This is a genomic window from Bradyrhizobium sp. Mp27 (assembly GCF_029953005.1).
GTDB classification, from domain to species: domain Bacteria; phylum Pseudomonadota; class Alphaproteobacteria; order Rhizobiales; family Xanthobacteraceae; genus Bradyrhizobium; species Bradyrhizobium barranii.
This window is the reverse complement of record NZ_JASAUS010000127.1, coordinates 1-22369: the sequence shown is the minus strand read 5'-3', so window position 1 is coordinate 22369 and position 22369 is coordinate 1. Positions and strand designations below refer to the sequence as shown.

Below are 22369 nucleotides of genomic sequence, written 5' to 3'. Positions count from 1 at the left end.
CACAAGGCCGGCGTTGCCAAGGCCGATCTCGGCAATGAGCTTCTGGAAACCATGACGATCCACACCGCCAGCACCGGATTTGCCCAGGTCCTCGTCAATCACCTGGACGCGCTCAGGCGGCCAGCCTAGACCGATGGCGCGGTCGACAAGGCGGTACTGTAGCTCGGTGCTCTCCTGATGCTGGCGCACCTGGTTCACGGATGACTGCCGCACGTAGACATAGGCCAACTTGGCTCGGTGTGCGGTCGTGAGCCGCTCGTCAGCGATGTTCGAGCTGATCAGCACGACCCAGTCCCCTTCCGGGCGTGCCGGGGATCGCTTGCATTCGCCGCATCAGCGCGGCGATTGTTTGAGCAATCTGGGTTTGCGTCGCGGTCGACAGATTGGGCCACAGGCGCGGAACGTCGGCCGTCGGACGGCCGGGTGGATCTGCCAAGGTCGGCAGGGGTCGATACGCAACGCGACCTGGAAGCGGTCGGTGGGTCATCGCGAATCACCTTCTCGTCGAGAAGGTCCAGACTCGCGCTCAAATGTTGCATCAATGGGATCAGCGTCCGTGCACTGATGCACGGCAGATCGGCGGCGTTCGGGCGCGAAGTGATCGACGTCTCGGCAAGATCGGTCGACGCGATCCGAACCGCCCGCGGACGTCCGTCCGGCAGCGCGACAACGATGTAGGCAGGACCGCGCCCCGACCGCTCCTTCAGCACCTCAAGCCGGTGCCCGAACAGAAAATGATGCGGGTCGATGATCGTGACGTGAGACACGACCCGTTCCAAAATAGGGGTACTCTGTCGTGTTCGGCGATGCCAAGATGACGACCGCGCTGCTCGACCGGCTGACTCATCACTGCGACATCATCGAGACCGGTAACGACAGCTGGCGCTTTAAAAGCCGCGACGACGATCAAACAACCCGCGCTCGCGCCGTCTCCGCAACCCCGGCCAGCTCCGACGCCGCGAGCGCTACCATCAAGACTCGCCGATCAAAGGGGTCCCCTTTGGACGCCGATCGGGGGGGTCCCAGTCCAACGCCGATTGACATAAACCCGCACTTCACAATCCGGCGCGTGACCATCGCCTCTCGCTTGCGGGCGACGCTGAGTGCGATTCGACATGACCTGATGAAACGCCGCCATGCGCCTATCGGTGAGACCGGCGTTTGGCTCCGTCGCGTGATGCAGGGATACCTGAACTACCACGCGATCCCGGGGAACCGGGGAACCTGAAGCGGCTCGGCATGTTCCGCGCCGAGGTCTGCCGGGCTTGGATGCGCTCGCTTCGTCGACGCAGCCAGCGCTCTCGCATGACCTGGGAAAGGTTCCGACGATTCATTGGGCGATACATCCCGAAAGTCCGCGCATGTCATCCGCATCCCAACCCAAGGTATACGTCATGACCCAAGGCAGGAGCCGTATGCGGTAGTTCCGCACGTACGGATCTGGGCGGGGGGCACGGAGAAATCCGTGTCCCTACCGCGACCCATCAGAGACGATCCGCTTCTCGAAATATGCGACTTCCGCCGGTGCCGACATCGTCGTTCCGCTGACACCTGTGCGGCTCAAGGAACACGAGGTGGAAGAGCATTACATCGGCGTCGCCAAGAGAAATGATCCGGCCAACTATCGCAGTCGACAAATCCTCGAAATGATTTCTTCCAAAGTTTGTGCGTCCAATCGCAATATTCGTTCCGATTTTGACAATAAGCCTCTATTGCTCTCGCGAAGACGCATCGATAGCGGACTCTCGTTTCTCGCTACAATGCAGGGAAAACTGTGGTACGCCGATGTTCGCTTGCAGGTCACAATTACATCTGTGTTGGTCGTAATTGATTCAAGTGCGTCCTCCATTCTGTGCCGGCCGTCAGAGGCCATGATCAACATCGTCCCATCGCGTCGCAAAAGCGACAGAGCCACGGAGATCGACACTCCGGAAAGCTCCATCAGGTCGCTATTTCGATCTGGATGAAAGTTATAAAAGATCGCGCCATGGTTTTCGTAAATGAAATGATAGCTCTCTTTTGGAAGGCTGATCTCTCGTGAAAACTGTCCTATATATTGATTCCGCACAAATGGGGGACGACATGAACTATAAAAACCCAGAAAGCACTTTTCGCGCGAATTTGGTTCCGTCATGTGATCGTACACATCATCCCAGCGAAATCTCAAATAGGGGTTGAGTGGCGTCAGGGAGATGGTATCAATCTTTGCACTAGGTAACAGGCGATCTACGGTTGCACACGCAACGCCGGCCCCTGGTCCCAACTCCAGAAACCGGACATCTGCGCTGTTCGTGTATAGAGCAAGGATTTGCCTAGCGATGAATGAAAGTGGCCGTGTATTTGTATACTTCAGTAGGAGTGGCGTCCCGTCGTCATGGCAAATGTGGCCGTAGTCATCCGAAACAACGAACTGATTGGCGGCTTTTTTGTACGCATAATGGATGAGCCCATCCTGCTCAGCTTGTCGAATGCCCTGGCTATACCAATTGCTTTGATCCGGTCCGGACGACATCTCCGTTATTCCTGCAAAGCGCGCCACAGTGCGCGCACGTCCAGACACCAGCGCTGTAAGTGTCTCAACAACCGTTTCCTGGCAATGCCGGCGCGCGTGATGGGCCGTGCCGGTTACACAATCGGCTTCGCACCCGGAGCCTGACTTTGCCACCAATCGAGGAAATCCGCCACCATTTGTGGAGTCCAGCGCGGCTCACCGATCGGCATGCGTCCACTGGCGACTGAGGCATGAACCTGCGTGGCATAATAAAGAACACTTGTCTCGTCGTGCAAATCGAGGACCTTGGGCCAATTTACCGATACGCGCTTCATGTGATCGACGTCCATATTGGTGAAGTACGACTCGATCGTGTCCCAAGTCACTGCCATCGGATACTCCAGTCTTCGCTCATTGTCTCAAAACGCATGTGATCGTCCCCACCGCAGCCGGTCGACCATGGTCGTGGCCTATTTGGGCAACCGAACCGACTGGCTTTCTCCTGTTTTGCCGTCGACGGATATCCGGCACATGTAGAGATCGCCGCCAAGAGGCCTTCCCGCATCGTCCCTGCCATCCCATGTAACGGTGTGCCTTCCGGCGCGTTGGCTTTCACTGCCGACAAGTGTGCGCACGTGAAAGGCGAAGTGATTCCAAATGCCCACGAACACGCTTTTGGCGTCATGCGGCAGCACATAGGTGATTTCGACGGAACGACTGCTGAAGTTGGAGGTGTGGGACAGCGCCAGACCTGGTGGTTGCGGGGTCGAGATCCGCGCGGCGGCCACGACGGCGTCGAGTGCGGCAGGGTCCGCGCGCTTGTAAACCCTCGCCCCACTGCAATACCCTGTCGAAACGGGGAGGCCGAGCAGCCGGTACCGGTTGATCTTGATCCTCGGATCGGTATTCGGATTGCCCGGCACATTGTTTTGTGCGGTCCAGGATTTGCCGCCGTCTTCGGATAGGCTGTTGAAGAGGCCCTCGAAATTGTCGGCCCAGCCGCCGACCCAGCCGGATTGCGCATCAATGAAACCGACGCCCTCGAGGTCCATGTTGATGGATTGACCGGCGCTGTCGACGATCGGCAAGCGCACCCAGGTCTCTCCTCCATCCGTCGTCTTGAGAATTGCTGCCGTCGAGAAGTTCTCCAGTGATACAAACCCCGTCATGGCGTCCACAAACTGAATCTTCCAGCCCCACTCGCCGCAATCAAAACCGGCAACGCCTGCGGCCTTGTTGACCCATGTGACTCCGCCGTCGGTCGTCTTTAGAACCACCGGCTTTAGCTGCGAATATTGCGGATGTGTTTCGTAGCCAGGCTTGACAGCGGGGCACGAAGAATCCTTTTTGCCGCCGACGATCCATCCGGTGTTCTCATCGGAAAAATACACGTCGATCAGATTGTCGGCGTGCTGGTTGAGATCCGTGTGCGTCCAGGTCGCGCCGCCATCCGTGGTCTTGACGAGCCCCGGGCCCGGCAGGTTCGGATCGTTAGTTCCGGCTCCGTAGACGACCTTCTCGTTGACGACTGACATGCCGCAAATGCCGGCAGGTGAGCTGTCGGGCATGTTTGAAATATTGTCCCAGGTTGCTCCGCCATCGACGGTTCGGTGCAGCAGAATTTCAAGAAATCCTTGTTACCGGCGTCGAACGTCGTAACCGCGCCGACCCAGCCGACTTGCTCGTTCGCCCAGCCCGTACAACGTAGGTACGGGAAGCCGCTGGTATTCGGATCGATGAATTTCCTAGGGGTCCAGGTATGGCCGCCGTCCAAGGTTTGGCTGACTTGCCCGTTGCTGTTCACGAGCCAGCCCTTCTGCTCGTTGAAGAACCAAATGTCGTCGGTCCGGGAATTGGCCACCGGCGAGTTCGTCGCCACCCACTTCCAATTCCCTGCCGTACTCATGGGCTATTCCTTTTTCCCAGCTCGTGCGGTCGTTTTAGATACTCAATGAAACAGCGGCTGCATCGCAGCCCAGATGTGGCTGAGACCGCCGCTGAAGCCATCCGGATTAGCCTGTGTGCCGAGCATGCCGCTGCCGTCGGTATCGGTATGACATCCGAAGCAACTGCCGAATTGGAGGAAGGTTTCCATCGTCGAGTTAGCCAGTTGCGGTGTGCCGACCACCGGGCCTTTGCTTGGCAGGCCGCCGTTCGCCACCCAAGTCGTGCCAACCAGGAGGTAGTTCCGGCGCACGTCGCCCGCGGCCAGCAGTCCCACGACGTTCTGGTTGAGCGAAACGATGTCGGTGTTGTTGACGGTAAAATTGGGATCGTTCGCGGCGGTGCCCCAGGGGGCGATCCGGACAATGTCGCTTGGACCGATCGTTTGGCCGGGGACCGCGTCAAGGGTAGTGCCGTTCGGCATTATTCGCTGGTTGTTCGGATTGGCAGCCGCTGCGCCGGTTGAAGACAACACCCAGCCGCCTGGTCCGTCTGCCGGCTGTGTGCCCACTGCGCCCGATGTCGTGGTGAACGTGTATTGCGGATTGGGAGCGTTGTTGACGTGCTCGAACGTGGCCCACACCATTTCCGGATGACCGAGCGTGCTGCCGACAATGTGGATGCCGAGCAGCGCCAGTTTGGTCGGTTTTGTTCCCGACTGAACCGATTTGGCGTTGTTGGGCTGGGTCAATGGAGGATTGTAAGTCGGAATCGTCGCGTCGATGGTGATGTAGTCGCCCGGATTCGCAAGGCCGGTCGCGTCGATCCATGACGACTTGATCTCTACGGTCATCGCGACGCTATCTGGGAAGGCGGATTGCGTGAACGGCGCCGGTGCCTGTTGCGCGACGGTGGTGATCTGGCTCAGAGCGGCGCCCGTGGTCGGGAATGTCGACGGAACGGGATTGGTAATCTTGTTGTCGTTCATCCCGGTGTTGAAGTAGGCCCATACATCGTTCACTTGGAGCAGATAGAAGACCAGCGATCCGTTCTGCGCCATCAACGCGCCGCCGCCCGCCTGGCTCTCTTCGGTCTCGATCACCGCGCCCGACGACGTCACTAGGCGAGGACGCCCGTTCACCAGCACGGTCTCCGGCCGCAAGCCCAGGGGCGTGCCTCGGTCGCTGAACAAGATGGGCGCGCCTCCCGGCGTCGCCTGGAATTCGATCTGCTTGTTCGACCTGTCGAATAAGACCGCCTTGCCGTCTGCAGCCGCCTGAACCCGCTCTATCTCCACCGACTGGCCCGCCTTGTCGCGCGCCAGCAGCTTGCCGTTCGGGCCGACAGCCGGATGAATGACGTCGTGGACTTTCCCTTTGCTGTCGAACACGACCTCCTGTCCTCTGCTTCCGCGCTGGGAGATAGAAGACAGGAACGGCAAGGAGCGCCCTGGCGCGGCGGGAACAAGGTTCCGCTGACCGTTCGAATCGAGTGGCGAGACGGCAAAGAAGATGGAGGATTCGAATACGTGGGAGCCGCTGCCCAGTCGCGAAGGCACCGGCGACGCCACCCAGAGGAACATCTGCTCGGCCCACTTGTAGAACGAACACAGCGTGTTCGGTGCGAACGAGAAACTGTTCGCCGGCAGAACGCCGCCGTTATTCGAGACGCTGCCGGATTCGAATATGGCGCTGAATTCCTGCGACGTGAAAGAGCAGGTCGACATGACGTTCGTGGGCAAGGTAGTGCCAGCGTTCGCTCCTTGACTCAAGGATGTCAGCGCCAGCGCCGTAAGGAAGCAACGCGCGCTCTTCTGTAACCCAACGCAGTTCTTGATATTCAAGACTTCCTCCTTGGGCTGAACGCATGGAACCTGCAATCAATAGTTGATCAACAATAAGCCATGGTGCGCAACCCCGATCCACAACTTTAAGGGGTGTGTATTGTTTCGTCACCTGCAAGTTCTTGTAGTTGATTAGCGAGAACTTCTCTGGCGCGACTGCACGCGCTCCAATCAAGCCTGTATTAAGGATCTGTAAGGGAGAGAGATGACGGCGGGAGGATCAAATGAGCGACGTTTCGAAAGGCAAGAAGTCCGTTAGCTCGACCGGGAGCCTTGTTCTGGCGGGTGTTTTGGGCGCGGCAGCTGCCCTCGTCTGACTCCCGACCTGACCAGCGTGATGCAGCGCGTGTACGCCAACGGGCCGCCTCCGTCAGGCAAGATCGGCCTTCAGTTCATTCCCGTGCCCGCCAAGCCCAACGGGCCGGTTGGCACCATACGGCCGGGCGCGGTCGAGATAGCATTCGTCAACGCGTGATCCCATGTTATGCATCCGGGGAGAACGCCATGGCGAACGGCGCGCCGGGTCGTCCTTGGTTACGCGTTTCTTGTCGCGATTCGGCCGGGGATAGGGCACTCTAGGCGGCGACCCGCAGAAAGCGTTGCGCTTGATCTTCGCGAAGGCCGTATTCACGTTTGAGATCAACGGGACTTCGTTGACGGGCGTGCTCGATTGGCAGGGCGGCGGTCTCGATCTGCAGGGCACGATCCAGCCAGCCAACGGCCCGCAGTCTCTTTCCGTCGCCATCGTCAGCTCAGGCAGACCGAGGACCGACACAGACGGCTGGGAATACGATTACCGCGCCAACCTTGCGTATGAATGGCCCAACGGCGTCGGCCAAGTACCGGCGCTGGTCGGGACGGTCATCCGGGCGAAGCCGCATGACGGCGGGCCTGCAGGATACGTCGCGTCCTTCATCGCGGTGAAGCAGACCTGATCGGCGATCCAGTCCGGATAGGATCGCTCAAAGGGAAAATGCATATGCGTCCCAGACCATTGTTCTTATCCTCGGTCGTCGCTGGACGCTGTGTCGCCGTCGGGCCCCTCGCGTTGCTCGCAGGCGCCGTTTCAGACGACGGTCCTGCAGCCGGGAGATCGCGAAGACTTTTTGATGGTATTCCCCGAGGCCGGCGATTATTGCATGATCGACGACCAGGCGCCGGCGAACGCCCCCGGCTTGATGTCTGGACCTTCTATCAAATAGAAGCGCCCTTCCGCCGTCCTGACCATGCGGTTCCGTATTTCACCCTCGACCCCCGTGGTCGGGTCGAAATCCGAAAATACGCGCGTTGCAAAGTTGAACGCTCCGTCAAGTTGACGACGCGCTGAGAGCCGAGTTGGCGGATGGCGGCCATCCCGGAGAAAGCGGTATGGTGTTATAGACGCTTATGCGGCCTGCTTCGCTGTGAAGGAATGTTGTGGTGACCGCGTCGGAATATAATCGTGCTGTCGTCCGGCTCAATCGATCGGCGAACAGCAGCGCACCCGTCGCGACCAATGCAGACGACAAAGCGTTGAACAGGCCCTGAGAGGCGATCGGATCGAACGCCATCGCCGCATCGCCCACTGCAATCCACCCCTCGCCCGCAGCCTCCGAGAGGATGCACGCGGATGCGTCCACGCTGAGCAGCGCGTCTCCAGCCGGTGTCCCGGAGGCGCGAACACGCCAGGTCTGCACGCGCCCCTGCGGTCCACGGATACGATAAGACCAAGTCGGTCCATCTCTGCGGTAATCGAGCCACGACGCGGGGGCGGCGGTCGTTTCGTCAGTCGCATCCTCTATCAGTTCGGCGACCATGCGATCCCGGGCGGCCACGCGCGCACCCCGGCGCCGCGCGATTGCGGCGGCGCGGCCTGTGGCATCGACGACGATGTCCGCGAGGACGAGCTTCGTGCCGGTGCCATCGCTTGCACGACAGATGACGCCGCCCTCCGGCGTGACGCCGATTGCGCGCAGCCCACGGAATGTAACCCCTGCAGCGACAGCCTCGTCGCGAAGGCGCTCGTCGAAACGGGCGCGATCGACGACATAGCCAGCACGACATGGATGACGCAGGAAGTCCTCGTAGTCTGGCTCGCCCGAGTTGCGTGTTCGCCGAATGCCGAGACAGCCTCGGGTGATCGCCGGATCGTCAAGCAGATGCTCAAGTCCTGCCGCCGTGACCGTTATGAGCGACGCCGGGGCAAGGAGCTCGAGGCGCGTTGTCGGAGCGGCGCCGGAATCTGCGACGACAACCGTGCGGCCCTTGAGGGCCAGCAGGCGTGCTGCGGTCAAGCCGGCAGGCCCCGCGCCGACCACGAGACAGTCGGTACGCAGCACGTCCAAGGTCAGATCTCGCCCTGGCGATAGGTCCGCTTCGGCGGCAGAGCTGTCGTGCGCGCGGCGCGCCGCTGCGCCAGGCCTGCGGTCGTCTGCGGCGAAAACAGGCTCTCCATGTTTTCAACCGCATGGTACTTCGGATCGGTCGTGACATCGATCGGCACGCCCTTGTCGCGGCGTCCCTGCTCGACGCGCAGGTCCTGCACAGGCAGAGATGCAGGCGCGTTCATCACCGGCAACACCATGCCGAGCTCGGACCATTCTGCAATCATGTTCGACAGGCGGTCATAGTAGTCGTTGCCGCGCACGTCGCGCAGCCAGTCGACCCGGTTCATCAGGTGCTTGAATGTCTGCAGTTGCGTCGCCTGGCCGAGCGGCGCGATGGCGACTGCGCGCAGATAGTTTCCGTCTGCCAGAACCTGATCTGGGGCACGCGGTCCCCAGAACGTCGGCATCGACAGGAACGTCGACGGGAAGTAGTCGGCCGCTGAATTGCACGAAGTATGATCGGTCTGCCACGGCACGCCGAGGAAGCGGGTGAGGCAGCCGGCGGCAACACCATCGTGTGGACCATTCGCGCCGGTGCAAACCGCCGGCGTGAGAGCACTCCCGAAGTCCTGCCGCGCCGGTTGCTCGCCGGCCAGGATTTTTAGGCGATACGCCGATGTCCACATCAGCGGAATCCGCATCACCCATGTTATCTCCATCGCGGGATGGAATGGGCCACCGAGACAATCGTGCAAAGGCGCACGCTCGAGATGCTCCACCTGGACCTCAGGAGGCAGGGCAGAAAAGCTCTGCTCCGCCGGTGCATTCGACCCATCGGCGTCAAATGTTCCAGCAGCCCAGCGCTTGAGATGCGCGTACTGGGTTTTCGTCACCGCAAGCAGCGAATTCGGAGGTTTCGGCGGATCGTCGAAGAACTGGTCGACCGCGTCGCCGAAGACCTGTGCGATCTGATCATCGATCAGCGCGCCGCCCGCACCTGGATCGCGAAACAACGCAAGCACGGCTGTACGCCACGCCGCGTTCGCAGGAGATATGTCGTTGAGCTTCGCGACGACCTGCGCATTCTGCGCGTCGAGCGGCGAGCCGAAGCCATGCACGACGAAGAGCCCATGGTTGACCCATTGCAGTCCGGTCAGGCGCTGAAACACTGGCAGCACGTCGTTGGTGAACGAAGTCTTGACCGGTCGTGCAATCCACCCCTTGTCGTAGAAAACTTCCCGCACCACGTCGTCCATCGTCACGAGGCCAAACAGGCCCGGCGCGTAATTCGGCGGCGTGACGCAGACGTAGCCAGGCTCCGCATCGATCGGCGCGTGCCCCGGGAACGTCACTTGCGCCCGCACGGGCCCATCGCTGACGTCATCGTGCCAACCTGGATTGTTGGCGAATGTGAGAGGCCGTGTCCCTTTGCGGAATGGCCGCGAAACTCCGTTGCCGCCGAGGAAGATCAGCCGTCCGTCGGCATCGGTGCGAAGCTCGCCGAGATAGACCGGCAAGGCCCAGAACGCGCCATCGTCCAGCCTGATCGGGCCGGCCCTCTGCCCCGTAATGCTTTTTGGAGCTGGCGTGATGTCGAGCTTCCACCTGCTGCCCGGCGAAACCAGTTCGCGGTTTCGCTGCAATGCGTTCTGGCTCAGCGGGCCGAGGTCCATCGCCTGATTGAATTCGTACCAACCGGCCTTGAGGTTGGCGACGGTGACGCGCCACTCGATCTTCGCGGATGCAGCGGTCACCTCTTGCACGCTGCCGTCCTTCATGTGGGCGTAGATGCGGAAGCGCGCGGCTTGCCGCTTGATCTCTCCGTTCGTGGTGCGGAAGTCCTCGACAAAGCGAGCCGGCTGCTCCGGCATCGTGCCGGGCAGGGTCGGCGCGCCGCTGATCACTTCGGGGCCGAAGACGTAGTCGTCGGCGCCCTCCGCATTGCCGACGCGGGCAACTCCGATGGGCGGATAGACTTTCAGCGCTGCAATTGCGTTGGGATCGATCATCGTCTGACCTCGAGCAAAAGAGATTGTCCAAGAGCGAAGATGTTCACACAAAAAGTGCCGCGAGGCCATTAGCGCGGATGGTCCGGCTCCTCCATCGGCTGCCCGTTCAGGCTGCGTGTCACAGCGGCGGAGGCCGGATAGGAGATACGCCTTGCGTCGGCGATCGAGCCGAGCGGCCTGTTCTCGTACAAAGTCCGCCATGGCGAGAACGCGAGGCCCTCGCCATACGCGGCCTGCCCCGCCTGATCGATGTCTTGCGCCGGAATATCCAGCCGGGCGACCGGCACGAAAGGAGAGATCGCCTCCTCCCACCGCTCTGTTGCGCGATCAATGGGCGTGACACTGTCGTCAACGAATGACTGCGCCTCCATCACGAAACTGATTGCGCCGGCCTTGAGCCGCGCCTTCAGATCCTCCGCGAGGTAGATCGGAGATGGGTCCGGCTCGGCGGTCTGCACCGGTTGTGCGGCGATGAGACGATATTTGACGATCTCCTCGCCCACCGCGTATGGAAGCGTGCTGTAATAGCGCGCCGCCGCCAGACTTTTTTCTTCCTTTGCCATCTCGTTCAGGATCAGCAGCGACCGCTTGTGGATTGCGGTGAAAGCGTTCGTCTCGTCTTCCGACGAGATAGCTGCCATTTCCTGCGCGTTGTCGACGAAAAAGATGTCGCTGTTCTGGAAGATCAGGTCGGCCGTGGACGCGAGCGGATTATCGGTTGCCAGCGTAAGGCCTTTGACCCCGAACAGCTTGAGCGCGAAGCCGAGCGTGTTGTTGTTCTGATCCGGAACGTTTGGCGGAACGTCGCTGGACCAGCGCATCCAAACGTCATAGGGGCCGCCTTGCCATAGCCCCTTGCGAAACTTCGGTGGGCACTCGTTTGCGATCGTCAGCTTGCCCTTCGCGACGCCGTGCTGTTTGCGGAAGACGGCCCGTTCGGCGGGCTTCTCGCCTCCCTCGATCCGCCGCCTCTGAAATTTGTCGATGAACGAGGCACGGATGTCCTCGATCGGCTCGATCACCGAGCGTGGCGGCACTGTGCTCTGCGGAGCGGCCGCCGCGCCGAGCCCGCGCGACTGAAAACGATGCAACATCGAACGTCCTCCTGGGTCACGCAAATCGTTCGTTGCAGAACTTGCTGCGCCGGAGCCGTTCGCATCCGGCACCGGCAGCAGGCTACGTCCACCGTGCCGCGTGGAAATGACCGACCAGCACGGTTTGGCTTGATTCAATTATAGCGAGTACGATAATATCAATGTAGACCTGAAGTCCACACGACAAAGCGAAGCTGCGCTCGTGTTGCGGGTTATGAAAGTCGGGACAACACCATGTGCGTGCATCGCGGCTCGGGCGTTCCCAGACTAAAACCTCGAAAACGCCGCGCGCTCGGCCTTGCTCAGCCGCAGGCCGGCGTGGAGGTGCGCGGCGTCGAGATCGTCCAGTGCGTTCAGGACGTGACGAACTCGGTGCCGCTGGTCGCCGATAAGGCAACGCTCGTTCGCCTCTACCTTGAGCCGACCTCGGTGTTGCAGCCCGGCCAGATCACCGCTGAGATCGCGTGGAACCGGAGCGGCGGAGGAGACACGTTCCTCCCGGCCATCAACTCGCTTCGGCTGGACCCGAGCTCGCCCTTCAGCCTCGGCGAACAGCGGGAGGACATCGACAAGAGCCTGAACTTGCGCCCGCCGGCCGCGGCCATCGGCGCGGGCACACTCAGTTTGCGCGTCAGCCGCATCTTTCAGCCCGGAGGCGGTGACCTTCCGGCGGCGGCGTTCAACATCGCGCCCGTAACTTTCACGGCGGCGCCGCCGCGGCGCATCCGGGTGATCGGTCTTCGGTACAAGGTGGGTACGACGACCGTCACCCCCGCTGCGGTCCACTTTTCGTATCTCAGGTCGTTTCTCAACCGTGCCTATCCCGTCGCCGCGCTCGAATGGTCCCACATGGTGGTGGATGCGGACTTTGCCGCGCCGTTCGACGACTCGACGGTCGATCTTGCCAATGCGCAGATCGCCGCGAGGTGAGCAGCGGCGTCGATCCACGCACACACTATTACGGTCTCGTCGACGACAACGCGTCCAACAACTTCATGCGCGGAAAGGCATTTCCCATTCCGGGCACGCCCCAGCCTGACACCGTTGCTTCCGGACCCGCGGGCGTGCCGAACGGCTTTGCCGGCGATCGCGACGCGTCATACGCCGACTGGTACGGCGCTCACGAGCTCGGGCATACGTTCGGCCGGTTTCATCCGGGATTTCCACCCAACGCGCAGGACGCGAGCGATCCGGCCGTCCCTTATGAGAGAATGGTTGTATCAGCCGGCCGGACAACAAATGCAGGCGCGCCATCAGAGTCATTCCCGTCACTCAGCAGAGCATCGACAACGCTACGACACAGTTCGACCAAATCGTCGCAGAATCGAGGGGCGTGTGCGGGACGAAGAGATCAGGGGAAGCATCCGTAATACGTGGCCGCCGACCTGCGACTCGCTCGAGACCTGCGTCGCCTGCGACTTTCGGCATTTCTGCCCGAGGCCGGCAGGCACCCGGCAGCAAATGGCAACAGCCGAAGCCGCTGGTGACGACGATGACGCCTAGCGCCGCGGACGGGAATCAGATGCCTGGACTAGCGACGGTGACGAGATTGTCCAGGACGAGTGGACCCTGATCGAATTCAAGCTGACGACGCTTACCCTTCGGCTTGTTTGGCAAGACCGCCTTCGCTGCGGAGCGTGTCTTGGGCAACGTCATATCCGCCGGAATCAAGGCCCTGGTCCTGGCCATTATCGTCGGCATCGGCTCGACCCTGTTCTCGCAGTTCACCTCGGGCTTCGGCGGCGCACAGCCGACGATCGAAGACGCGATGACTAGTACTCGTAGCGCTCTCGTTGTTGGGTCTCGGTATCTTCGGTCCGGGAATCGCAAATGGCCTTGTGTCTGGCGGACCGCAACTCGGGTGGAAGGAGTGTGGAAGGATAGTTGCTGCAGCCAGCACCCCGGACTGCAGCGGCTCACGGGGACTAAAGCAGGCTCGCGGTCGTGCATCCGGCCGCGCGGAACGGCTGAAGCCGATGGGCAGGAACGCCAAGCGCGACAAGGTCGGACGCCAGACGCGCCCGGTCGGAGCGATCCAGCAAGGCATCATGAACTGTCGTGCGGATGTCGCACGCGACGCCGCTTTCGAGCAGGCGCACGAGGCTGGCCTTGGCCTTGATGCCGCTCCCAACCGAGTAGCATTTGGAAAGCCTCGCAGGCCCCCGACCGTCAAACTGGGCCCTTACAGAGGTCGCTCCGACAAACATGGCCCGTACTCGAGACCTGAGTTGGCTGGCATCTGTAGTTTTCGACTGCGAGAAATAGTTGCAGTGATGAACGCGATCACTTGCCACAAACGTGAGAATGTGGGCCCCCGGAATTGACTTTTTGCAACGAGCGCCATTGCCTCAATGTCTACGACCAAGTCGTTGGGACCATCAAAGATGAGATCGGCTCCGCCACTAATCAACTGTGTGCCAATCCCGCAGAAATGCCTCCAAATTGGCCACCCGGGCAGGGATGATCGTTCGCCAATTGTGGGAGCGGATGGGTTAGCCGCTAACTGGCCGGGTTGTTCGAAGCTGTCGTCTTCAGCGCCACCCCATCGCGGGAGCGACATGCGTCAGAATGGCCTCAAGCGCATGGACGTTGTAGGCAACGCCCAATTGATTGGGGACGGTTAGCAGCAGCGTGTCGGCCATCGGCGATGGCTTCGTCCGCCTTGAGCTGTTCGATGAGGACATCAGGCTCGGCGGCGTAGTTGCGGCCGAAGATCGCCCTGGTCCGCTCGTCGATGAAGCCGATCTGGTCTTCTCCCTCGCGCTCATGTCCGAAGTAAGCGCGGTCGCGATCGTCGACCAGTGCAAAGATACTGCGGCTGACCGAGACGCGGGGCTCGCGGGTTATGGCCGGCCTCTTTCCAGGCCGCGCGGTAGGCGCGGATCTGGGCGGCTTGCTGCACGTGAAAGGCTTCCCCGGTCTCGTCGCTCTTGAGCGTTGAACTCTGCAAGTTCATGAAGAGTTCTGCCGCCCACACCGCGGTCGCATTGGAGCCAGCGCCCCACCAGATACGCTCCCGCAAACCTTCCGAGAGGGGCTCGAGACGAAGCGGGCCGGGCGGATTGGGAAACATCGGACGCGGACTTGGTTTCGCAAAAACCCTCGCCGCGGAGCAGGTCGAGGAAAAGGGCGGCGCCGGCGTCCTCGATTATGTACATCGGGTTTTCGTAGCGCATGTCGATGACGGCGGTACCGATCTCGATGCGGCTGGTCCTGGCGCCGACGGCCGCCAGCAGCGGGAAGGGCGACGCGAGCTGGCGCCAAAGTGATGGACGCGAAAATACGCGCCATCGGCGCCGAGCTGTTCCGGAGCGACGGCAAGGTCAATGGATTGCAGCAGGGTGTCGGCGGCGGAGCGGGTCTGCGACTGCGGCGATGGCGTGCAGTGGCCGAAGGAGAGGAAACCGATCTTTTTCATCCAGGGCAGTTCATCTCGAAGAATGATGGATCCAGCCACGTTGCTGAGAAATGGCCGTTGGGTCAATCTGTCACGGCGGCGCCCGATTTCCCGACCGTTTAATCGTACATCTTTTGATTGCATAGTGCGTCACCTTCGATATGATGTACTCAATTTGAAATATGAAAATACATTTGCAGCTGTCTTCGGCTTTCGGGAGAGCGCCATGTTTCCTTATTCGGATCCGACCGAGACAAACGCACTTTCGGCGGCTGGTGCGCTTCAGAATTACCGTGAGAAAGTCGGGTTTTTCGACCAGAGCTTCCACAATGTCGCAGCATCCGGCTACACGCTGCGCGAAGCGTTCAATGAACTTGCACCGGGCACTCAGGCGCAAATCGCGACCGTGTGGTGGAGCGCATTCCCGGTGACTGCTCCAGCGACCGAGCAACAGATCGACAATGACCGCATGCGGTTTCAGGACGAATATGTCGAATGGCGGGCCGAAAAGCAGAACGGCGTTCTTCGGAGGGTAACTTTCACGACCGAGTTCAGCGAGTATCTTCAGGCTCTCGCCGAAGCGGGAGTGGCGCCACTGAAGGCCGAGATCGCAAATCTGGTGCCGGGCGCGAATCCGACCGATGCAGACCTGTTCGGGCCGGGTTTCAACCCGCAGACAGCAAGCGCAACCGCACGCGGAGGCCGATTTCTCGCGCACCTTGCGAAAAACCCCTGGAACAATGGCGAACGCGGAATTCTTTGCCTGACACAGCAGTTCAACACGATGGGGGCGTTATTCAACCTGCTCGGCGCGTGCGGGGTGCCCAACCTCGACGTGCCGACAGGCCAGGTATGCGGGTCCGTCGGCGGCGCCTGTGGACCGGGGCGAAACTCGGACCCGGCGGTGTGCAGCGCCGCGCAGGATCTGGCGCGTGGCAATAGTTCCTTTTCGCTGGACGACCCGGCCGGCATCCGCATCAGCGAACTCGACCCCAATGCGCAATGGACGCTGGACGGGCAGGCGATCGACATCAACGATCCGGCGACGAACCAGGGTATCTGGGTCGTCTCGCGCAATGGCCGGCGGGGAGTGTTCAATCTTCGGGACAATTTGCGCGTCGACGGCAACAGGATCCAGACCGGTGCCCAGCTTTCCAGGCATCTTTTTGTCGGAGCCAGCGTGATTCACGCGCCTGATGCCGCGCTGCCCGAATGGGCGCAAGCCGGTCATGAAGGCAGCCGTGGTCCAGAAGTTTGATTTCTGGCAGCGAAAGGCGCACGCCATGCAACGAGTTGTTCAGATCGCAGCCATTGCCGTCGCCCTTTCAGTCTTGATGCCGGCTGGCGTGTCAGCGCAGTCTTCCGATATTTTCTGTCAGCCGCTCGCGTGCGAGGGCAGCGCACCGCGCAAGCTGACCGATGCCGACAAGCCGAAATTCCAGGATCCGTTCTTCCGCCTCGTGCTATCGCAGCGTCCAGCCGTCCGGAAGCTGACCGAGATCGAGACGCAGATTCTTGGCGCGCAAGGCGCGACACGACGTGTCTTCGTGGTCGACGAGGAAATCCAATCGACGAAGCGGCCGGCGTCCCGGCGCTCCGTCGTCGATTTTGTTGGCCATAACAATGGGGTTGCGCTCGGCTCGAAACTGTTCCTGTCATTCTTCTTCAGTTCGAACGCCGTTCCGGATAGCCCTGATGTCGAAGTCCTTGCCTGGGACGACGTCAACGGGACCTACAATTATTACAAGCTTCGGGAGATCGAGCTACCAAAGGACAGCCCCAGCGCCCCTACGGTTCGGGATCGGGTCTGGGTTGCGGAAGCAACTTCACGCAATATCGATGCATTAACTCCATCGCAACGCTCCGGCTCCTGTCTCGCCTGCCATGCCAACGGCGTTCCGGTGATGAAGGAGTTGCTGTTCCCGTGGAACAACTGGCACGGGCAACCGTCGCAAATCGCTTATCTGTCGGAGACGGGACCAAGCGACCAGCGCTGGCCGGTCCGTAGCGACGGTCATTTCCAGGACCTGACCCAGGCGCAGGTCTTTGAGGGATCGGTCCAGACCGCGATCAATCTCGCGATTCAGCGGCGATTTGAGCAACAGGTAGTCAAGCAAGCTGACGTGAAGCTCACCGTCGCGAACGGGCGGCTAACGTTAAGGCCGCTGTTCGAGACGACCGAGATCAATTTGATAAGCGCCGGGGCCGGCCAATTCTCCGGTATGCACCCTCTCACAGGCACGCCGATGAACGGCCCGTCCGCACCGATACAGATTCCCAACAGTTTCTTCCTTCAGTCAGAAGTCCTTGGGGCATTCGGCATTGACGAAGCAAAGGCGTTCAAAACTGTAGCCCGCATCAAGCCGGCCGACTACAAGGCGCTGATCGAGAATTCGGGCGTGAAGATCACGACACGGGCACTCGGCACTGTGGCCGGTGACACCAACTTTGCCTGGTTCACACCCGAACAAGCCTTCGTGGATACGGCGTGGATCGCCAAGCTCGTCAATGAAAACGTCGTCACGAAGGCGTTTGCGGCCGCGGCCGCCGCGGCCGATCTTGAGACGCCAATTCTCTCCGCAGAGCGCGGAAAGCTGCTGCAGTTCGTGCCGGCGTCATTCATCGTGACCGCGGGCGAAGCGCACCCGGACGCATTGACGCGCGCTGTGATCGCCGCCATCGATGCAGCGGCTCCGCCGGCTGGATCGGTCGCAGCGCAGTTTCGCGACACGTTGAAGGCTCCCGATCCGGTCGAGGTGGTGCGCGACCGGGTGAAGGCTTACAAGGAACGTATCGCCGGGCTGCTCGGGGATGCAGCCCCGGCCGCCGCGCGCACCGCCGAACAGCAGCGTCTGTACGATCTTCTGCTTGATAGGCGCAGGGCCTTCGCCAGTCATCCGCTGTTCGGCAATCTGGTCGAGTCAGGCGCGCTATTGCCGCTCCCGTAGGAACGGGAATTCACTGGCGGGTATTTCGGTGCTGCCTGCGGTCGAACTGGCCGAAAGGGAAGGCGGTACGCTGCTGAGCTATCAGGTCGAGGCGCAGATCGGCGGCAAACTGGCGCAGCTCGGCCAGCGGCTGATCAACGGCACGGCCAAGAAATTGGCCGACGAGTTCTTCGCCAACTTCGCGAAAGCCCTTTAGCTAGGTCATGCGTACCTACGGCCTGATGGTCAATTTGACCCCTTCAGAGGAGCTGCGCGTGAGCGCTTGACCGCTTTCCTGAAAGATAAAAAGGATGATGCCTGTAAGCTCACACTTGAAGGCGTGAAGTTTCTCCGAGGCAACAGAACCTCGCAAACATGGCCTGTCGCAGCCTGATTGCAAGATTTGCTTCGGCATTGGCTAAGAGCTTGGCTGCCAGTGCGGGGCAGGGACGCCTTGCGAATGCGTTAGCGCCGACGGATCGGCAGAACCTGATGTGAGCCATGTGCTCGAAGCTGACGGCGTAAAGCTGCATTGCCTTGGTTGAGCCGACCTTCTGTGCCGAGGAGTATCGGGACCCCACCTCTGAGGGGCTGCTGCGCTCAAGCTCTTTCAGGGGCTCGTCGAAAGGAACGGGAAAAGGGTGATGACACTTGGCCGCCGCCTAAGTGTCACTTCGGCCGCGCTAGACTAGAGCAAGCAAAACGATCCGGCATTTTCGCGATGGAGTGACGCTTCGCGTTATGGTAGAGTTGGATATCCCTCGGCTTGGCGTGCGAAGGTCCCTCCGGGAGGGGCGGCTTATGGGAATTTTGTCAGACGCGTGGCGCGCAGTGAAAGGTGCGGTGCGGTGGGTCGTCAAGGCAGCGACCACCCTCGTCACGTGGGCCGCCAACATTTTTGACTTCCTTTTCGGCTTCCTCAACTGGCCCCCGAAAAACCTCACCCTCCACATCGTCATATTATCCAAATACGACCCCATTGACATGAAGATCGTGCCGATGTGCCAGCCAAGCGACCTGCAGCCCTCGATCGACCAGGCGGAGCGTATTCTTCGCGAACGGTTCAACGTGAAGCTACGGCCTTATGCCCCGCAATACGCGCAGGTTCTCGGCGGCGTGGCTCCGGAGGCCGCACTTAAGCCCAGTTGCTGCGGCGCTGACCCATTCGGCCAAGAATTCCTCGAGCAGGGCGAATGGTACGCTGGGCATACGGCCGGTTGGGTCGCTGCAATCCCGACCTCGCTACGGTTTCCGATCACGGCATTCGTGGTAGAGGATGTCCAGTGCAAGAGCGGGTGTGCGATCGGGCCGCTGACCGATTATCTGGTCATCGACATGGATGGTGTCAATTCGACTGGCCCGCGCCTCAACAACAGCACGCTGATGCACGAGATTGGCCACTGTTGCCACCTGTGGCATTTCAACGGCGTCACAAACTTGATGTGGAGGAACTCGGATCGAGGTGATGGTACGAAGTGGTGGCAGCGCAACCTTTTTCGCAACTCGCGGCACGTTACTTACTGGTAGAGATTGAATCAGTCGCACCCTTCTCCGTACGATCCTTCAAGACTGAGCGGCGAATGTCCCAATGCGGTTCTCAGAGGGTCGGGGCAGGCCTTAGGTAAAGCTCGTTTAAGGGGCTGTCCCGGGAAATAGGAGCAGCGAGAGGGCTGTCGGCCCATTTGTTCGTCGCTTCCATCCCCATCGGCCAATTTATCGCAGAACAGGCCACTTCAACTCGGTGCGCCCCCCTGCCGTGCGGGTGGAGCTATGCGGGATTTTGGGTGACGAGGCGATCAGGCGGCGTGGCGAATGAAGGCATGTCTCGTTCGCCTGGGTATTCGCAACTTCAAGCCGACGCTGCGCCATGCGTCAGAGCGGCTCGAGACGCTGCGCACGCCGGAAGGGGGGCCTCTGCCGCCCGACACTGTCGCCGAGATGCGCCGGGACATGGCCCGCCTTCGCCTCGTCAGGGAGCAAATCAGGGAGATCGAGGCGGCTCGATTACAGCGTTTACAGGTTTCCGAGAGCGGAGCGCACTCGATGGTCAAATTGCTGGCGCGGATCATTAGCGTTGGAATCGAAACAGCGGACATGCTCGTGCATGAGATCCTCTCCCGGCAATTGAGAGCTCGCAGAGCCGTCGCGCGTTACGCTGGCCTCACGGGCGCTCCCGATGAGAGCGGCAAGCGAAGACGGGAGAAGGGCCTTGCGCGCGCTGGCAATGCCCGGGTACGGCGTGGGATGATCCAACTGGCCTGGCGCTTTCTCCTTTTCCAGAAAGGTAGCGCATTAGCCCAATGGTTCCATACTCGCGCGGCCGACGCGCGCGGCGTTACGCGCAAGACCATGATCGTGGCGTCCCTCGGTCTTCGGCGCGACAAAGCGCATGGTCGGACGTAGCGCCGCTTCGACGATCGCCTCTGCATCCGCGGCGTCATTCTTCTGCCGCTTGATGAAGGCTTTGACATAGCCAGGCGCAATCAATTTCGGCTGGTGGCCGAGCCGAACCATCTCGCGAGCCCAGTCAACGGGAGCTGCCGCAAGCCTCCATCGCCACGACACAGGTGGGGTGACCTGCCATGAACTTGCGAAACTGCAGACGCGTCAGCCTTCTCCGAAACACGACAGATCCATCGGCCGCCGCCCCATGCAGTTGAAAAACGTTCTTTGCCAGATCGACTCCGACGATGGTAACTTCTTTCATGGATTCTGCCTTTCCTTACCGGGCTGTCTCACCACAAACATGGCACATTGCGATGCCGTCGGAGAAGGCTGGCATCCACCCCATCTGTTTGGCATGAGCGTAACGGCCCGCCATCATCGCGGCGGCCTTCGCCACACGAGAATAGGATTGCCGTAGCCTGACCCCGTGCTTCGTCGCCAGGCGGTTCAACCCTCGGATCGCTGCATGCAGCAGTTTGGCATCGGTCGGGAAGCTGATGGCCTTCGGCTGCACGGTCGTGTCGACCGTGACCCGCTTGAGGTCTTGGCTGCGTAACGCACCGGCCTCGTGCGCCACCCGAAGGCTCTCGGCCAACAACTGCTCCAGTTTGTCGCCGAGCCGCTTGCGCCAATGGCTCAAGTCCGAGCGCTCGTGCGGGAAAACGTGCTGGAAAAACTCTTCGCCGGTGAAGAACTGGAAGTACGGGTCGTGGACCCAGCGCTCGCACACCCCCTCATCGGACAGCCCGTAAATGTGCTTGAGCAACAACAGCCCGATCATGAAGCGGGTCTCGATCCCCGGCCTGCCGTTCTCGCTGTAGAGCGGCGCGATCTCCTCGTCGATCCAGTCCCAATCGATCTTGCCGGGAAGCAGAACCAGCTCGTGGTTCATGTTGATGATCTGGTCCAGCCGCGCCCGGAACAGATCGTTCGATCCTGTCGTCGTGTGCTTCTTCGGCCGCATCGTCCCCTCCGATGCAACACAGAAGCACGGTTCACAGCGAACGGGAATCCACAAAAACGAGTTTGCAAGGTTTGGGACGCCCAAGCCTCAAATCCCTGCAATCTCAAACGCCCCCAAATCCCAAAAACAGACTCCTGCTCAATCGCTTGAGAGGCTTGTTCACATGGCGTAATCGCGGCTGACGTCTTCTTGCGAACACGAGGATCGGTACGATCGGCGTCAGCAAATCGAAACGGAGCCGCGCTATGAAGCAGTACGTTGGTCTGGACATCTCTATGGAAGAAACCAGCATTTGCGTTTTGGACCAGGCTGGCGACGTGACATTCGAAGGTTGTGCGCCGACCAATCCGGAGGCGATCGCTAAGCTCCTGCGGCGCCATGCCGGCAAGGCTGAGCGGATCGTTTTTGAAACGGGCTCACTATCCAATTGGCTTTGGCATCAGCTCAGGGCGCTGGGCTTTCCGGTGATTTGCCTTGATGCGCGTCACGCCAACGCGGCGTTATCGATGCGCATCAACAAGTCGGATCAGAACGATGCCAGGGGGTTGGCTGAAATGGCCCGCATGGGATGGTACCGGGAAGCTGCCGTGAAGGGGGCGGAGAGCTGGAAAACCCGTTCGATGCTTGCGGCTCGAAGCAAGCTGGTGGATCTGCGGCGTGACCTCGACAACCAGATGCGCGGCTTGTGTAAGGGGGTGGGAATAGTGCTCGGCAGGGCCGGTTCGACCAACCTGGCTCGGCTCGGAAAGTCAACGCCGTGCTCGCTGAATCGCCGGATTTGCAGAATATCTTCGCGCCACTACTCCTAGCTCAGTCCTGTTTAACCGAGCAAATTGAAAAATTTGATCGAGAACTCCTGGTGATGGCGAAGGGTGACCAAACTGTTCGGCGAATGATGACCGTTCCCGGTATCGGTCCCCTGACCGCTCTGGCCTTCGTCGTTACCATCGACAACCCCGCTCGCTTCAGACATTCCGCCGACGTCGGTGCCTATCTCGGCCTGACACCA

General features: G+C 60.7%; 18 protein-coding genes and 7 pseudogenes. 12 read left to right on the top strand and 13 right to left on the bottom strand.

Going from position 1 to position 22369, the window contains the following annotated elements; translation table 11 throughout:
- Positions 1-285 (bottom strand): annotated as a pseudogene (locus tag QJT78_RS38955) (recombinase family protein); the annotation flags it as partial.
- Positions 279-767 carry a hypothetical protein gene (locus tag QJT78_RS38950; RefSeq protein WP_162131089.1) on the bottom strand — a complete coding sequence of 163 codons (489 nt, stop codon included), beginning with the start codon at positions 765-767 and terminating at the stop codon, positions 279-281. The gene QJT78_RS38950 and the pseudogene QJT78_RS38955, both read right to left, overlap by 7 nt.
- Positions 768-796: 29 nt before the next feature.
- Here QJT78_RS38950 and QJT78_RS38945 point away from each other — a divergent pair.
- Both QJT78_RS38945 and QJT78_RS38940 read left to right on the top strand, forming a co-directional pair.
- Positions 797-898 (top strand): annotated as a pseudogene (locus QJT78_RS38945) (ATP-binding protein); the annotation flags it as partial.
- Between the two features lie 676 nt (positions 899-1574).
- Entirely contained in the window at positions 1575-1967 is a 393-nt protein-coding gene (locus QJT78_RS38940) for a hypothetical protein (protein WP_281460505.1), read from the top strand.
- A gap of 658 nt (positions 1968-2625) precedes the next feature.
- Here the strand turns inward: QJT78_RS38940 and QJT78_RS38935 are convergent.
- The 3 genes from QJT78_RS38935 to QJT78_RS38925 form a co-directional block, all read right to left on the bottom strand.
- Entirely contained in the window at positions 2626-2883 is a 258-nt protein-coding gene (locus QJT78_RS38935) for a hypothetical protein (RefSeq protein ID WP_281460504.1), read from the bottom strand.
- Positions 2884-2961: 78 nt separating this feature from the next.
- Entirely contained in the window at positions 2962-4059 is a 1098-nt protein-coding gene (locus tag QJT78_RS38930; protein ID WP_281460503.1) for a FlgD immunoglobulin-like domain containing protein, read from the bottom strand.
- Between the two features lie 380 nt (positions 4060-4439).
- The gene (locus tag QJT78_RS38925) at positions 4440-6218 is read right to left on the bottom strand and encodes a hypothetical protein (RefSeq protein ID WP_281460502.1); all 1779 of its coding nucleotides are present in this window, start codon (positions 6216-6218) and stop codon (positions 4440-4442) included.
- Between the two features lie 337 nt (positions 6219-6555).
- Here QJT78_RS38925 and QJT78_RS38920 point away from each other — a divergent pair, with 337 nt between their 5' ends.
- Both QJT78_RS38920 and QJT78_RS38915 read left to right on the top strand, forming a co-directional pair.
- Positions 6556-6693 carry a hypothetical protein gene (locus QJT78_RS38920; RefSeq protein WP_281460501.1) on the top strand — a complete coding sequence of 46 codons (138 nt, stop codon included), beginning with the start codon at positions 6556-6558 and terminating at the stop codon, positions 6691-6693.
- Between the two features lie 130 nt (positions 6694-6823).
- Positions 6824-7153 (top strand): hypothetical protein, encoded by a 330-nt coding sequence (locus tag QJT78_RS38915; RefSeq protein ID WP_281460500.1) that lies wholly within the window; start codon positions 6824-6826, stop codon positions 7151-7153.
- A gap of 372 nt (positions 7154-7525) precedes the next feature.
- Here QJT78_RS38915 and QJT78_RS38910 read toward each other — a convergent pair whose 3' ends face one another.
- The 3 genes from QJT78_RS38910 to QJT78_RS38900 all read right to left on the bottom strand — a co-directional run bounded on the left by QJT78_RS38910 (position 7526) and on the right by QJT78_RS38900 (position 11627).
- The gene (locus tag QJT78_RS38910; protein WP_281460507.1) at positions 7526-8536 is read right to left on the bottom strand and encodes an FAD-dependent monooxygenase; all 1011 of its coding nucleotides are present in this window, start codon (positions 8534-8536) and stop codon (positions 7526-7528) included.
- 8 nt (positions 8537-8544) lie between these two features.
- Positions 8545-10533: a LodA/GoxA family CTQ-dependent oxidase gene (locus tag QJT78_RS38905; RefSeq protein WP_281460499.1), complete on the bottom strand. Its 1989-nt coding sequence runs from the start codon at positions 10531-10533 to the stop codon at positions 8545-8547.
- Positions 10534-10601: 68 nt separating this feature from the next.
- Positions 10602-11627, bottom strand: coding sequence for a hypothetical protein (locus QJT78_RS38900; RefSeq protein WP_281460498.1), 1026 nt, complete (start codon positions 11625-11627; stop codon positions 10602-10604).
- A 234-nt stretch (positions 11628-11861) separates the two neighbouring features.
- Here QJT78_RS38900 and QJT78_RS38895 point away from each other — a divergent pair, with 234 nt between their 5' ends.
- Together QJT78_RS38895 and QJT78_RS38890 are read left to right on the top strand one after the other, a co-directional pair.
- A complete protein-coding gene (locus QJT78_RS38895; RefSeq protein WP_281460497.1) occupies positions 11862-12557 on the top strand; it encodes a hypothetical protein in 696 nt (231 codons plus the stop codon).
- Positions 12558-13193: 636 nt separating this feature from the next.
- Positions 13194-13489, top strand: a pseudogene (locus QJT78_RS38890) (type IV secretion system protein); the annotation flags it as partial.
- A 63-nt stretch (positions 13490-13552) separates the two neighbouring features.
- Here QJT78_RS38890 and QJT78_RS38885 read toward each other — a convergent pair.
- Both QJT78_RS38885 and QJT78_RS38880 read right to left on the bottom strand, forming a co-directional pair.
- Positions 13553-13726, bottom strand: a complete 174-nt coding sequence (locus QJT78_RS38885) for a hypothetical protein (protein ID WP_281460496.1) — start codon at positions 13724-13726, stop codon at positions 13553-13555.
- Between the two features lie 432 nt (positions 13727-14158).
- Positions 14159-15045 (bottom strand): annotated as a pseudogene (locus QJT78_RS38880) (LLM class flavin-dependent oxidoreductase).
- Between the two features lie 205 nt (positions 15046-15250).
- Here QJT78_RS38880 and QJT78_RS38875 point away from each other — a divergent pair.
- From QJT78_RS38875 to QJT78_RS53260, 5 genes and pseudogenes are all read left to right on the top strand, one after another.
- Positions 15251-16282, top strand: a complete 1032-nt coding sequence (locus QJT78_RS38875) for a hypothetical protein (protein WP_281460495.1) — start codon at positions 15251-15253, stop codon at positions 16280-16282.
- On the top strand, positions 16254-17972 hold the full coding sequence (locus QJT78_RS38870) for a hypothetical protein (protein WP_281460494.1): 1719 nt from the start codon (positions 16254-16256) through the stop codon (positions 17970-17972). Before QJT78_RS38875 ends, QJT78_RS38870 begins: the two co-directional genes overlap by 29 nt.
- A gap of 13 nt (positions 17973-17985) precedes the next feature.
- Positions 17986-18168 (top strand): annotated as a pseudogene (locus QJT78_RS38865) (SRPBCC domain-containing protein); the annotation flags it as partial.
- Positions 18169-18752: 584 nt separating this feature from the next.
- Complete coding sequence (locus QJT78_RS38860; RefSeq protein ID WP_281460493.1) at positions 18753-19478, top strand: hypothetical protein; 726 nt, start codon at positions 18753-18755, stop codon at positions 19476-19478.
- A gap of 285 nt (positions 19479-19763) precedes the next feature.
- Positions 19764-20354 carry a transposase gene (locus tag QJT78_RS53260; protein ID WP_348652410.1) on the top strand — a complete coding sequence of 197 codons (591 nt, stop codon included), beginning with the start codon at positions 19764-19766 and terminating at the stop codon, positions 20352-20354.
- On the opposite strand, the pseudogene QJT78_RS38850 reads toward QJT78_RS53260, so the two are convergent.
- A pseudogene (locus tag QJT78_RS38850) lies at positions 20316-20658 on the bottom strand (transposase); the annotation flags it as partial. The gene QJT78_RS53260 and the pseudogene QJT78_RS38850 sit on opposite strands and share 39 nt — an antisense overlap.
- Positions 20659-20742: 84 nt before the next feature.
- Positions 20743-21360 (bottom strand): annotated as a pseudogene (locus QJT78_RS38845) (transposase); the annotation flags it as partial.
- A 245-nt stretch (positions 21361-21605) separates the two neighbouring features.
- On the opposite strand from QJT78_RS38845, the gene QJT78_RS38840 reads away from it, so the two are divergent.
- Positions 21606-22169 carry a transposase gene (locus QJT78_RS38840; protein WP_281460492.1) on the top strand — a complete coding sequence of 188 codons (564 nt, stop codon included), beginning with the start codon at positions 21606-21608 and terminating at the stop codon, positions 22167-22169.
- An 11-nt stretch (positions 22170-22180) separates the two neighbouring features.
- Here QJT78_RS38840 and QJT78_RS38835 read toward each other — a convergent pair.
- The coding region (locus QJT78_RS38835; protein ID WP_281460491.1) for a hypothetical protein at positions 22181-22369 on the bottom strand (189 nt) is incomplete at its 5' end.